This is a genomic window from Streptococcus sp. HMSC064H09 (assembly GCF_001812625.1).
In the GTDB taxonomy this organism is placed as follows: Bacteria; Bacillota; Bacilli; order Lactobacillales; family Streptococcaceae; genus Streptococcus.
Window position 1 is genome coordinate 61320 of record NZ_KV809625.1, and the last position, 12702, is coordinate 74021.

The 12702-nt window shown below is 40.9% G+C and carries 13 protein-coding genes and 1 pseudogene; 13 read left to right on the forward strand and 1 reads right to left on the reverse strand.

Annotated elements, in window-relative coordinates; all coding sequences use genetic code 11:
* The first annotated feature begins 87 nt into the window (after nucleotides 1–87).
* The 13 genes from truB (at nucleotide 88) to HMPREF2867_RS09825 (ending at nucleotide 12515) form a co-directional block, all read left to right on the forward strand.
* Complete coding sequence (gene truB / locus HMPREF2867_RS09765; protein WP_070577262.1) at nucleotides 88–969, forward strand: tRNA pseudouridine(55) synthase TruB; 882 nt, start codon at nucleotides 88–90, stop codon at nucleotides 967–969.
* On the forward strand, nucleotides 966–1877 hold the full coding sequence (locus tag HMPREF2867_RS09770) for a bifunctional riboflavin kinase/FAD synthetase (RefSeq protein WP_070577263.1): 912 nt from the start codon (nucleotides 966–968) through the stop codon (nucleotides 1875–1877). The genes truB and HMPREF2867_RS09770 overlap by 4 nt, the downstream gene beginning before the upstream one ends.
* A 69-nt stretch (nucleotides 1878–1946) precedes the next feature.
* Nucleotides 1947–2360 carry a Spx/MgsR family RNA polymerase-binding regulatory protein gene (locus HMPREF2867_RS09775; RefSeq protein WP_002890965.1) on the forward strand — a complete coding sequence of 138 codons (414 nt, stop codon included), beginning with the start codon at nucleotides 1947–1949 and terminating at the stop codon, nucleotides 2358–2360.
* Nucleotides 2353–2634 carry a UPF0223 family protein gene (locus tag HMPREF2867_RS09780; protein WP_004182521.1) on the forward strand — a complete coding sequence of 94 codons (282 nt, stop codon included), beginning with the start codon at nucleotides 2353–2355 and terminating at the stop codon, nucleotides 2632–2634. The genes HMPREF2867_RS09775 and HMPREF2867_RS09780 overlap by 8 nt, the downstream gene beginning before the upstream one ends.
* Complete coding sequence (locus tag HMPREF2867_RS09785) at nucleotides 2624–3391, forward strand: inositol monophosphatase family protein (protein WP_070577264.1); 768 nt, start codon at nucleotides 2624–2626, stop codon at nucleotides 3389–3391. The genes HMPREF2867_RS09780 and HMPREF2867_RS09785 overlap by 11 nt, the downstream gene beginning before the upstream one ends.
* A gap of 80 nt (nucleotides 3392–3471) precedes the next feature.
* Nucleotides 3472–4782 (forward strand): RsmF rRNA methyltransferase first C-terminal domain-containing protein, encoded by a 1311-nt coding sequence (locus HMPREF2867_RS09790; RefSeq protein WP_070577265.1) that lies wholly within the window; start codon nucleotides 3472–3474, stop codon nucleotides 4780–4782.
* A 125-nt stretch (nucleotides 4783–4907) separates the two neighbouring features.
* Nucleotides 4908–5783, forward strand: coding sequence for a phosphate ABC transporter substrate-binding protein PstS family protein (locus HMPREF2867_RS09795; RefSeq protein ID WP_070577266.1), 876 nt, complete (start codon nucleotides 4908–4910; stop codon nucleotides 5781–5783).
* A 2-nt stretch (nucleotides 5784–5785) separates the two neighbouring features.
* On the forward strand, nucleotides 5786–6700 hold the full coding sequence (pstC, locus tag HMPREF2867_RS09800) for a phosphate ABC transporter permease subunit PstC (RefSeq protein WP_002890959.1): 915 nt from the start codon (nucleotides 5786–5788) through the stop codon (nucleotides 6698–6700).
* Nucleotides 6690–7574: a phosphate ABC transporter permease PstA gene (gene pstA / locus HMPREF2867_RS09805; protein WP_013990602.1), complete on the forward strand. Its 885-nt coding sequence runs from the start codon at nucleotides 6690–6692 to the stop codon at nucleotides 7572–7574. Before pstC ends, pstA begins: the two co-directional genes overlap by 11 nt.
* Before the next feature lie 10 nt (nucleotides 7575–7584).
* Entirely contained in the window at nucleotides 7585–8388 is an 804-nt protein-coding gene (gene pstB / locus HMPREF2867_RS09810; protein WP_048790301.1) for a phosphate ABC transporter ATP-binding protein PstB, read from the forward strand.
* A 12-nt stretch (nucleotides 8389–8400) separates the two neighbouring features.
* Nucleotides 8401–9159 (forward strand): phosphate ABC transporter ATP-binding protein PstB, encoded by a 759-nt coding sequence (gene pstB, locus HMPREF2867_RS09815; protein WP_002884992.1) that lies wholly within the window; start codon nucleotides 8401–8403, stop codon nucleotides 9157–9159.
* 28 nt (nucleotides 9160–9187) lie between these two features.
* Entirely contained in the window at nucleotides 9188–9841 is a 654-nt protein-coding gene (gene phoU / locus HMPREF2867_RS09820) for a phosphate signaling complex protein PhoU (RefSeq protein WP_004182526.1), read from the forward strand.
* Nucleotides 9842–9974: 133 nt separating this feature from the next.
* Nucleotides 9975–12515: a M1 family metallopeptidase gene (locus tag HMPREF2867_RS09825; protein WP_070577267.1), complete on the forward strand. Its 2541-nt coding sequence runs from the start codon at nucleotides 9975–9977 to the stop codon at nucleotides 12513–12515.
* Between the two features lie 30 nt (nucleotides 12516–12545).
* On the opposite strand, the pseudogene HMPREF2867_RS11675 reads toward HMPREF2867_RS09825, so the two are convergent.
* Nucleotides 12546–12702: pseudogene (locus tag HMPREF2867_RS11675) on the reverse strand (IS30 family transposase); the annotation flags it as partial.

Genomic DNA, 12702 nt, shown 5'->3' on the forward strand with positions numbered 1-12702 from the left:
TAATACTCAAGAGGTTAGAGACTTTGCTCTCTGCCTCTTTATGTTTCTACCTAGCTCTTTAGGATTGCTTTTGATATAATTAAAAGTATGATTTCAGGAATTATTAATCTAAAAAAAGAGGCTGGAATGACCAGTCATGATGCTGTATTTAAACTACGCAAAATATTACATGAGAAAAAAATTGGGCACTGCGGAACTCTTGATCCAGATGTTACCGGTGTTTTACCTATAGCGGTTGGAAAAGCGACTCGTGTCATTGAATACATGACTGAAGCAGGAAAGGTCTATGAAGGAGAAATTACCATTGGCTTTTCGACAACTACCGAGGATGCTAGTGGAGATGTCGTTCAAACAACTCCAGTTACAGAGCTAGATGAAGAAACAGTTGACAAAGTCATGACTAGTTTTGAGGGCGAAATCACACAAATCCCTCCTATGTATTCAGCAGTTAAGGTCAACGGAAAGAAACTTTATGAGTACGCACGCGCTGGAGAAGAAGTAGAGCGTCCACAACGTCAAGTGACAATTTCCGAATTTGTCCGTACCTCTCCTATTGAATTGGAAAACAACACCGCAAAATTCACCTTCCGTGTTGCTTGTAGCAAGGGGACTTATGTCCGTACTTTATCTGTCGATTTGGGTGCAAAACTCGGATACGCGAGTCATATGTCTGCTCTTCGTCGAACAGCCTCAGCTGGTCTAACCTTAGATAAGGCACTAACTCTCTCACAAATTACAGAAATGGTAGAAGCGGGGGATACTTCCTTCCTCCTTCCCATCGAATTTGGTGTTCAGGACCTACCAGCTGTTCAAGTCACTGAGGATGATGCTAAAGAAATTTCATTTGGTCGCTTTATTACTATCGATAGCCAAGAACCCTTAGTTGCGGCCTTTTTAGGAGACAAGGTTCTAGCCATCATGGAAAAGCGAAATCAAGTTTATAAACCTAGAAAAGTATTAAGTCAATGAAAATAACTTCTATTAACGATTATAAAGATATCCATCAGGAAAAAGAAACGGTTCTTGTCTTAGGGTATTTCGATGCTCTTCACCGTGGTCATAAGGTCCTTTTTGATAAGGCGCGCCAGATTGCTGATGAAAAACAGCTTGAAGTAACTGTCCTTACCTTTAATGAGAGCCCTCAATTGACTTTTCAAAGGTATACGGATGATCTCCTCCTTCATATCACAGCACCTCAGAGACGTTGTGATCTTTTTAAAGCCTATGGTACTGATCAGCTTTATTTAACAGATTTCAATAGTGATTTTGCTCGAACAAGTTCAGACGATTTCATTGCTCGTTATATTAAACGTCTAAAAGCCCAAGAGGTTGTTGTGGGCTTTGATTACAAATTTGGACATCATCGAACAGATGCGGACTATCTTGCCCGTAATTTTTCTGGTAATGTTCATGTCATTGAGGAGCAACAAAGCGATGGTGAAAAGATTTCGTCAACACGTGTGCGTCAATTAATACGAGAAGGCAAGGTTAAAGAAGCCAATAAACTCCTTGGCCATGAATTCTCTACACGTGGCATTGTGGTGCATGGTGATGCCCGTGGACGTACCATTGGTTTTCCAACAGCAAATTTAGCACCTATTGATAGGACTTTTCTACCAGCTGACGGTGTCTATGTCGCCGAAGTTGTAATTGATGGCAAACGTTATCGTTCCATGACTAGCCTAGGAAAAAACGTTACCTTTGGGGGAACAGAACTTCGTCTTGAAGCCAATATCTTTGATTTTGAAGGCGATATTTATGGAAAGACAATTGAAGTTTTTTGGCTGGATTATATCCGTGATATGATTAAGTTCAATAATATCGATGAACTATGTGCTCAACTGGAGGCTGATAAAAAAATCGCGGAAAAATTTTAAGAAAGCGTAGCCAAAACTAATCAAATAATGTATAATGATTAGGAATGTTAAAGTGAAAGGGGTGTTTGCGTGGTAACTTTATTTTTATCACCTAGCTGCACTAGCTGTAGGAAAGCACGAGCCTGGTTGACCAATCATGAAGTTGCTTTTGACGAACACAATATTATCACGAGCCCATTAACTCACGATGAGTTAATGAAGATTTTGTCTTACACGGAAAATGGTACTGAAGATATCATTTCAACTCGTTCAAAAGTCTTTCAGAAGCTGAATATCGATGTGGATGATTTGACCATCAAGGAACTCATTCAATTGATTTCTGAATACCCAAATCTTCTTCGTCGACCTATCATTATGGACACCAAACGCATGCAAATTGGTTTCAACGAAGATGAAATTCGTGCCTTTTTGCCTCGTGATTATAGAAAGCAAGAATTGCGCCAAGCGACCATTCGAGCTGAAATTGAGGGTAACAATGACTAAAGGAAATTATTCCTACCCACTCGATCCATCATGGAGCACTGAGGAAATTACCACAGTGCTTCATTTTTTGAGTCAGGTAGAAAAAGCATACGAGAGCAAGGTTGACCGTGACCAACTCTTGCAAGCCTATAAGGCATTTAAAACCGTTGTTCCAGGCAAAGCGCCTGAAAAACAACTAGACAAGGCCTTTGAAGAAGCTAGCGGTTTTTCAACCTATCAAGCTGTCAAAGCTGCTAAAGCAAAAGATAAAGGATTTGTATCACTTGGAAAATAAACTGATTTTCGCCAAAGAAATCATCAAAGAAGCCGGTGCTTTTATTAAAGAAAGTTTAAGTAAAACTATCACGGTCGAAGAAAAGACGGCTTATGATGATTTAGTAACTAATATTGACAAACAAACACAAGATTTACTCGTGGCACGTATTAAATCCTCCTTCCCTTCAGACAATATTTTCGCTGAAGAAAATGGCTTGGTTCATAATATTAAAGATGGAAATGTCTGGGTCTTGGATCCTATTGATGGAACGGTCAATTTTATTGTCCAACAAGATAATTTTTGTGTTATGATTGCCTACTATGAAGAGGGGCAAGGAAAATTTGGCCTCATTTACAACGTCATGGCTGATCAACTTTTCTATGGTGGTGGCCAGTTTGATGTGTATTGTAATGACAAGTTGCTTCCAGCATATAAAAACCGACCTTTAGACCGTTGCCTAGTCGCTAGCAATGGAGCTATGTATGCTAAAAATTTTCACGGCTTAAAAGACCTTATTGATAAGACCTTGGGCGTTCGTGTCTACGGTGGTGCTGGTTTAAGCATGTCAAAAGTCCTATCTGGTCAAATTTTAGCTTACTTTTCAGTTATTTACCCATGGGACTATGCCGCAGCAAGTATTATGGGAGAAAAATTGGGTTATCACCTTGAGACCATTTCTGGAGAACCACTGGATTATTCTAGTCGTCAAGCTGTGATGCTTGTCCCTAAAGACAGACTTGAAGAGATCAAGCATATTATGGGCTCAGAAAATTAATTTGAAACATAAAACCATACTGGACAAATCAGAACAGCAAGTTCTCTTGGTTAGTCCAGTTTTTTGATAGAAAGGAAACTATGCAATTTCCATCAGACTTTATAGAAAAATATAATAACCTCCTTAGAGATGAAGCTGAGGACTTCTTTGCATCTTTTGATCAAGAAGCCGTATCCGCCTACCGTACCAACCCTTTGAAAAAGCAACAGAAGGACTTTCCTGATGCTATCCCTGAAACACCTTGGGGCCATTACGGTAAAATTTCCGGAAAATCTGCCGACCATGCAACTGGTTTAGTTTATTCTCAGGAACCAGCTGCTCAAATGGTTGCTCAAGTGGCAGCTCCATCCAAGGGAAGTCGTGTCTTAGACTTGGCAGCTGCTCCAGGCGGAAAGTCTACTCATCTTCTTAGTTACCTAGATAATACAGGACTGCTGGTCAGTAATGAAATCAATCCAAAGCGTAGCAAAATTCTGGTTGAAAACATTGAGCGTTTTGGAGCGAGAAATGTTATTGTGACAAACACGTCAGCTGATAAACTAGCCAAAGTTTTCAAAAATTATTTTGATACGATTGTCTTTGATGGACCATGTTCTGGAGAAGGAATGTTTCGTAAGGATCCTGATGCAATCCAATATTGGCATAAGGAGTATCCTAATGAACTGGCACAATTACAGAAGGACATCTTATCAGACGGTTTGAAAATGCTCGCTCCTGGTGGACAATTGATCTACTCAACCTGCACCTGGTCTCCTGAGGAAAATGAAGGTGTTGTTGCTTGGATTTTAGAAAATAATCCTGATCTTGAATTGGTGGCAATCCCTAAATTGAATGGCATGAGTGATGGAATTGATTTTCCAGAAACAGCTCGAATGTATCCACACCATTTCAAAGGTGAAGGCCAGTTTGTGGCAAAATTCCAGGATAAGCGCGTACCTGAGCAAACACGTATCAAAGAGGGAAAATCTAACCTAAACAAGGAGCAGAAGCAACTTTGGGAAGATTTTGCAAAAAAACACCTTAAAACTAGACTGGATGGTTTGCTGCAAGTTTTTGGGGACAATCTCTACCTGCTTCCAAAAGGGCTCCCGGACCTTTCTAAAGTTAAAATCGCTCGTAACGGTTTGCATCTTGGTGTCTTCAAGAAAAAACGTTTCGAACCAAGTTTTGCTCTTGGAATTGCTTTAACATCTGATGAAGTTGTTTCAAGTATAGAGCTAAGTCAAGACAAGTTTGCCCAATACGTTTCTGGTAATGTGGTTACTCTAGATCAAACACATCCTAACGGTTGGTATCAGCTTTTAGTGGACGGCAATGGTTTTGGGTTTGCTAAAGTTGTTGGAAATACGGTTAAAAACTACTATCCTAAAGGATTAAGATTTCACATTTAAGAACCTGTAACCAAACTTTAATATGACTTAGTTATCCTATACTTGTTATAATTAGATAGGTGTCTTTTAACAGCATATCTATGAGACACTTTCTTACTTATGTTACAAAATGTCGGAGGACAAAAATGAAAAAAACAAAAGTCCTTGCAGTGATTCTGTCACTGGCAATGGCCATGCTGGTTTTAACTGGCTGTGCCTCTTGGATTGACCGTGGCCAGTCCATTACAGCAGTTGGTTCTACGGCCCTTCAACCCCTAGTGGAGGCGGCAGCAGATGGGTTCGCTGAAAAGAACCCTGACAATATCGTTAACGTTCAGGGTGGCGGTTCTGGTACTGGACTTTCTCAAGTACAATCCGGTGCCGTTCAAATTGGTAACAGTGACCTTTTTGCCGAGGAAAAATCGGGAATTGATGCTAGTAAGCTTGTTGACTTTCAAGTTGCCGTTGCTGGGATTGCAGTTATTACAAACAAAGAAGTCTCTGTAGATAACTTAACAACAGAACAACTGCGTAAGATTTTCACTGGTGAAATCACAAACTGGAAACAGCTTGGTGGTAAAGACCTAGAGATTACTATTATTAACCGTGCAGCTAGCTCAGGATCACGCGCAACTTTCGATGCAGTGATTATGGATGGTAAATCACCAATTCGTACCCAAGAGCAAGATTCTAACGGTATGGTTAAGTCAATTGTTGCTCAGACACCAGGTGCTATTTCATACCTATCATTTGCTTACCTTGATGATTCTGTTAAAACATTGAAGTTAAACGGATTTGAACCCAAAGCTGAAAATGTTGCAACTAACGATTGGCCGATTTGGACCTACGAACATATGTATACCAAGGGAAAACCGGATAGCTATACCAAACAATTCTTAGATTACATGATGAGTGACGAAGTCCAAGAAAACGTCGTCGCAAAAATGGGTTACATTTCCATCCATAGCATGAAAGTTACCAAGGATGCTGATGGTAAAGTCTCAAAGAAGAGTGAGGAGTAAGCATGAAAAATGAAGAATTGGTGAAACAATTAACATCACCCTCTAAAAATTCACGCCTCGAGAAGTTTGGTAAAACAATCACTTTCCTTTGCCTGGCCTTGATTGTTTTCATCGTGGCTATGATTTTACTTTTCGTTGCTCAAAAAGGGCTGGCGACTTTCTTTGTCAATAAAGTTAGCTTGGTCGAGTTTCTCTTTAGTGGTGATTGGTCACCATCTGAAGGTAAATTCGGGGCTCTACCAATGATTTTGGGATCATTCGTAGTGACTTTGCTTTCAGCCTTGGTTGCAACCCCATTTGCCATTGGAGCAGCCATCTTTATGACTGAGATTTCTCCTAAAGGAGCCAAATTCCTACAACCCGCTATTGAACTTTTGGTCGGGATTCCATCCGTTGTTTATGGATTTATTGGTCTCCAAGTCGTGGTTCCATTTGTTCGCTTAATTTTTGGTGGAACAGGTTTTGGTATTCTTTCAGGTACCTTTGTCTTGTTCGTCATGATTCTACCAACCGTAACCTTTATGACAACAGATACGCTTCGTGCAGTGCCTCGTCACTACCGTGAAGCTAGTCTAGCAATGGGGGCTACACGCTGGCAAACGATTTGGCGTGTGACACTTAATGCGGCTAAACCAGGTATCTTCACGGCCGTTATCTTTGGTATGGCCCGTGCCTTTGGTGAAGCTCTGGCCATCCAAATGGTTGTCGGAAATTCCGCCGTGATTCCAACTTCTTTAACGACACCAGCAGCAACATTGACATCTGTCTTGACTATGGGAATCGGGAATACAGTCATGGGTACTGTTTCAAACAATGTCCTTTGGTCTCTCGCCTTGGTGCTCTTATTGATGAGTCTTGGTTTCAATATGTTGGTGAAATTCATTACCCGTGAGAGAAAGAGAAATTATGAACGCTAAAAAAATTGATAAAATTGCCATCAGCACGCTTTATGTGATTGCTGGCATTATTGTAACAATCCTGGCAGCCTTGATTCTCTATATCTTGGTTCGCGGGATACCACACATCAGCTGGTCTTTCTTGACTAGTCGATCATCATCCTACAAAGCTGGTGGAGGAATTGGGGTTCAACTCTACAACTCATTCTTCCTATTGGTTATTACTTTGATTATTTCTGTGCCTCTTTCAATGGGAGCTGGCATCTTCTTATCAGAATATGCTAAAAAAGGACGACTTACCAACTTTGTCCGTACCTGTATTGAAATCCTATCTTCACTACCTTCAGTAGTGGTCGGACTCTTCGGTTATTTGATTTTCGTTGTTCAATTTCAGTATGGATTTTCAATCCTATCAGGTGCCTTGGCCTTAACTGTCTTTAACTTGCCACAAATGACTCGTACGGTTGAAGATAGTCTACGCACAGTTCACCATACCCAACGTGAAGCTGGCCTAGCTCTAGGTTTGTCTCGATGGGAAACTATCTGTCACGTTGTTGTTCCAGAAGCCTTACCTGGTATTGTTACTGGTATCGTTCTTGCTTCTGGTCGTATTTTCGGAGAAGCAGCAGCGCTTATCTATACAGCAGGTCAATCTGCACCAGCACTTAACTGGAGCGACTGGAATCCGCTTAGCATCTCTAGTCCAATTTCGATTTTCCGCCAAGCAGAGACACTTGCTGTTCACATCTGGAAGGTCAACTCGGAAGGTACGACACCTGACGCCACTGCAGTATCTGCTGGTTCAGCAGCAGTGCTCTTGATTTTCATTCTGATTTTCAACTTTGGTGCACGTCGTTTGGGAGCTTACCTCCATAAGAAATTAACATCCGCTTAAAGGAGTTATCATGACAAAATATAATTGGGACGAGCGTCATATTATTACCTTCCCAGAGAAGGAGCTCGCTCTTGAAACAAAGGACTTGCATGTCTACTATGGTCAAAAAGAAGCCATCAAAGGCATTGACATGCAATTCGAGAAAAATAAAATCACAGCTCTTATTGGGCCTTCAGGATGCGGTAAATCAACTTTTCTTCGTAGTCTAAACCGTATGAATGATACGATTGATATTGCCAAGGTTACTGGACAAATCCTTTATCAAGGAGTCGATGTTAACGCAAGTAATATCAATGTTTATGAAATGCGTAAACATATTGGAATGGTTTTCCAACGTCCAAACCCATTCGCAAAGTCTATTTACAGAAATATCACCTTTGCTCACGAACGTAAAGGTGTAAGAGATAAGCAAACCTTGGACGAGATTGTTGAAACATCGCTTAAGCAAGCTGGACTTTGGGATCAAGTTAAAGATGACCTTCATAAATCTGCCTTTACCCTCTCAGGTGGTCAGCAGCAACGTCTTTGTATTGCAAGAGCTATTGCCGTGAAACCGCAGATTCTCCTCATGGACGAACCTGCAGCTTCATTGGACCCTGTAGCTACTATGCAGCTCGAAGAGACCATGTTTGAACTTAAGGAAGATTACTCTATTATCATCGTGACGCACAATATGCAACAAGCAGCGCGAGCTAGTGATTATACAGCATTCTTCTACCTTGGTGATCTTATCGAATATGATAAAACCAAGAAAATCTTCCAAGATGCTGCCCTACAGTCAACCAGTGACTATGTATCAGGACGCTTTGGATAGAAAGGAGCACTTATGACTGAACCAATCATTTCAATTAATGATTTATCGGTGTATTTCAATAAGAAAAAAGCCCTCAATAATGTGACAATGGATTTCTATCCAAATGAAATCACAGCCCTTATCGGCCCTTCAGGATCCGGGAAATCAACCTTGCTCCGTTCTATCAACCGAATGGGAGATTTAAATCCCGAATGGACACTTACTGGTGCTGTTTCATACAACGGTCACAATGTCTACAGTCCTCGAACAGATACCGTTGAGCTCCGTAAAGAAATCGGAATGGTCTTCCAACAACCCAATCCTTTTCCAATGTCAATCTATGAAAACGTGGTTTATGGCCTTCGTATCAATGGTATCAAAGATAAGGCTGTCCTTGACAAAGCAGTAGAAGAGTCACTAAAAGGTGCTTCAATCTGGGAAGAAGTCAAAGACCGTCTCCATGACTCAGCACTTGGACTTTCAGGAGGGCAACAACAACGTGTCTGTATTGCACGGGTTCTTGCCACGTCTCCAAAGGTTATCCTTCTTGACGAACCAACGTCTGCCCTCGACCCTATCTCCGCTGGTAAGATTGAGGAAACCCTATATAACCTTAAGGACCAATATACCTTGTTGCTCGTCACACGTTCTATGCAACAGGCAAGCCGTATCTCACAACGAACAGCCTTTTTCCTTGATGGAGAGCTCATCGAGTATTCATCAACGAAAGACATGTTCCTAAATCCACAACATAAAGAAACTGAAGATTATATTACCGGTAAATTCGGTTAAGAAAGGACAGATTACTAAAAAAATTATGATGTTACGAACTCCCTTCGAAGAAGAATTAGAAAAACTCCACAACCAATTTTACGCTATGGGTACAGAGGTTGCAGCTCAACTTAAGAAAGCTGTACGTGCCTTTATCAGCCATGACCGTGATTTGGCTAAGGAAGTCATTGAAAATGACGAAATCGTCAATAACTACGAAACCAAACTTGAGAAAAAATCACTTGAAATTATTGCTCTACAGCAACCTGTATCAAGTGATTTGCGTACAGTTATCACCGCACTTAAAGCATCTAGCGACGTTGAGCGTATGGGTGACCATGCCGTTGCTATCGCTAAAGCAACCATCCGCATTAAAGGTGAAGAGCGTCTAACTGAAATTGAAGCTGAAATCAAGAAAATGGGGAAAGCAGTCCGCCACATGGTCGAAGATGCTCTAGATGTTTACTTGAACAGTGACGAACGACGCGCTTATGAAATCGCAGCTTCAGATGAAATCATTGATAACTATTTCCGTGATATTCAAGCCATGACAGTAGAAGGTGTTCGTAAGAATCCTGATGCCGCCTTCGCTGCCAAAGAATATTTCCAAGTACTTATGTATTTGGAACGTATCGGTGACTATGCCCGCAATCTCTGCGAGTGGGTTGTCTACCTTAAATCTGGTAAAATCATTGAACTGTAGGCAAAGCTTCCAATCTATGTTATAATGGGTTTGTATTGAATAATTCAGACCCTTTTCTTTTGTAAAAGAGTCTAATATCGAAACATTTGTCAGTCTGTTTCGATACGAAAAGTTAGATTAGGAGTATATACGTATGACAGCATCTGTTGCTCGTTTTATCGAAAGTTTCATCCCTGAAAATTACAATCTTTTCTTGGACATTAATCGTTCTGAAAAGACCTTTACAGGGAATGTTGCCATTACAGGTGAAGCCCTTGATAACCATATCTCCCTTCACCAAAAAGACCTTACCATTAGTTCCGTTCTCTTGGATAATGAATCGTTAAACTTCCAAATGGATGATGCTAACGAAGCCTTTCATATTGAACTTCCAGAGACCGGTGTTTTGACGCTTGTCATTGAATTCTCTGGTCGTATTACAGATAATATGACAGGGATTTACCCATCATATTACACCTACAATGGTGAGAAAAAGGAAATTATTTCAACGCAGTTTGAATCTCATTTTGCGCGTGAAGCCTTCCCATCTGTTGATGAACCAGAAGCTAAAGCTACTTTTGATTTCTCATTGAAATTTGATGCTGAAGAAGGCGATATCGCTTTGTCAAATATGCCTGAAATCAATAGCCATTTGCGTGAAGAGACTGGGGTTTGGACTTTTGAGACAACCCCTCGTATGTCTACATACCTCCTTGCCTTTGGTTTTGGAGCTCTTCAAGGTAAGACAGCGAAAACACAAAACGGTACTGAAGTTGGTGTCTTCGCTACAGTTGCACAAGCTGAAAACAGCGTTGACTTTGCCCTTGATATTGCCGTTCGTGTCATTGATTTCTACGAAGACTACTTCCAAGTCAAGTATCCTATCCCATTGTCATACCATCTCGCACTTCCTGACTTCTCAGCAGGTGCCATGGAAAACTGGGGACTTGTTACCTATCGTGAAGTTTACCTTCTTGTAGATGAAAATAGCTCAGCTGCAAGCCGTCAACAAGTAGCCCTTGTAGTTGCCCACGAATTGGCTCACCAATGGTTCGGTAACCTTGTTACAATGAAATGGTGGGATGATCTCTGGCTTAACGAAAGTTTTGCCAATATGATGGAGTATGTTTCAGTAGATGCCATTGAGCCTAGCTGGAATATCTTCGAAGATTTCCAAACAACTGGTGTGCCTCATGCCCTCCAACGTGATGCTACAGACGGTGTTCAGTCTGTCCACATGGAAGTCAATCACCCAGATGAGATTAATACCCTCTTTGATAGTGCTATCGTTTATGCTAAAGGTAGCCGTCTCATGCATATGCTTCGCCGTTGGTTAGGTGACGAAGCCTTTGCTAAAGGACTTAAAGCTTACTTCGAAAAACATCAGTACAACAACACTATTGGACGAGATCTCTGGAATGCCCTTTCTGATGCTTCTGGTAAAGATGTCTCTAGTTTCATGGATACTTGGTTGGAGCAACCAGGTTACCCTGTTGTTAGTGCAGAAGTAGTTGACGACACTCTCATTCTTAGTCAAAAACAATTCTTCATTGGTGAACATGAAGATAAAGGTCGTCTTTGGGAGATTCCATTGAACACAAACTGGAAGGGGCTCCCAGACACACTCTCAGAAGAGCGTATTGAGATTCCAAATTATAACCAGCTTGCTGCTGAAAATAAAGGAGCTCTTCGCCTTAATACAGCAAATACAGCACATTACATCACAGATTATCAAGGTGAACTCTTGGACCAACTCTTAGAGGAATTTGCTAACCTTGATACTGTAAGTAAACTTCAGATTTTGCAAGAACGCCGTCTTCTTGCTGAAAGTGGCCGTATCTCATATGCAAGCCTAGTCGCTCTTCTTGATCTTGTCGAAAAAGAAGAAAGCTTCTTGATTGCTCAAGCTAAGTCTCAAATCCTCGCTGGTTTGAAACGCTTTATCGATGAGGATACAGAAGCAGAAGTGCATTACAAGGCTTTAGTACGTCGTCAATTTCAAAACGACTTTGAGCGTCTTGGTTTTGATGCCAAAGATGGAGAATCAGATGAAGATGAAATGGTTCGTCAAACAGCTCTTAGCTACTTGATTCAAGCAGTCTATCAACCAGCAGTCCTTGCGGCCGCAAGTGTTTTCCAAGCTCATAAAGAGAACATTGAAAGCATCCCTGCAAGTGTCCGTGGTCTCGTTCTCATTAACCAAATGAAACAAGAAAACAGTCTAACTCTTGTTGAAGACTATGTCAATGCATATGTAACAACAAATGATAGTAATTTCCGTCGTCAATTGACTCAAGCAGTTTCATACCTTAAAAACCAAGAAGGTCTCGACTACGTGCTAGGTCAGCTTAAAGACAAACATGTCGTTAAACCTCAAGACTTGTACCTATGGTATATGAATTTCCTCAACAAATCATTTGCACAAGAGACCGTTTGGAACTGGGCGAAAGATAACTGGGATTGGATTAAGGCAGCCCTAGGTGGCGATATGAGCTTTGATAGCTTTGTTAATATCCCAGCTGGAATCTTTAAAACGCAAGAACGTCTTGATCAATATATTGCTTTCTTCGAGCCACAAACAAGTGATAAAGCCTTAGAACGTAATATCTTGATGGGAATTAAGACAATTGCCGCACGAGTAAACTTGATTGAAAAAGAAAAAGCAGCCGTTGAATCTGCCCTTAAAGATTATTAATAAGATAAATTGCAAGAATAAGTGCAACATTTAGTCAAACTCATCCTCTAGAGCTTCACAAGCAGTTCTGTAAGCTAAACATTTTCGCGGTCTGTGATTGATATCATATAAGGCTTTGTTCAAAGCCTCCTCAGAGATGGTGGCTAAATCTGTTTTCTTTGGGAAATATTCTCTTAGTAAGCCATTT

Coding starts and splice junctions, on each gene's coding strand:
- truB (WP_070577262.1), top strand. CDS start 88: ATGATTTCAGGAATTATTAATCTAAAAAAAGAGGCTGGAATGACCAGT.
- HMPREF2867_RS09770 (WP_070577263.1), top strand. CDS start 966: ATGAAAATAACTTCTATTAACGATTATAAAGATATCCATCAGGAAAAA.
- HMPREF2867_RS09780 (WP_004182521.1), top strand. CDS start 2,353: ATGACTAAAGGAAATTATTCCTACCCACTCGATCCATCATGGAGCACT.
- HMPREF2867_RS09790 (WP_070577265.1), top strand. CDS start 3,472: ATGCAATTTCCATCAGACTTTATAGAAAAATATAATAACCTCCTTAGA.
- HMPREF2867_RS09795 (WP_070577266.1), top strand. CDS start 4,908: ATGAAAAAAACAAAAGTCCTTGCAGTGATTCTGTCACTGGCAATGGCC.
- pstC (WP_002890959.1), top strand. CDS start 5,786: ATGAAAAATGAAGAATTGGTGAAACAATTAACATCACCCTCTAAAAAT.
- pstA (WP_013990602.1), top strand. CDS start 6,690: ATGAACGCTAAAAAAATTGATAAAATTGCCATCAGCACGCTTTATGTG.
- pstB (WP_048790301.1), top strand. CDS start 7,585: ATGACAAAATATAATTGGGACGAGCGTCATATTATTACCTTCCCAGAG.
- pstB (WP_002884992.1), top strand. CDS start 8,401: ATGACTGAACCAATCATTTCAATTAATGATTTATCGGTGTATTTCAAT.
- phoU (WP_004182526.1), top strand. CDS start 9,188: ATGTTACGAACTCCCTTCGAAGAAGAATTAGAAAAACTCCACAACCAA.
- HMPREF2867_RS09825 (WP_070577267.1), top strand. CDS start 9,975: ATGACAGCATCTGTTGCTCGTTTTATCGAAAGTTTCATCCCTGAAAAT.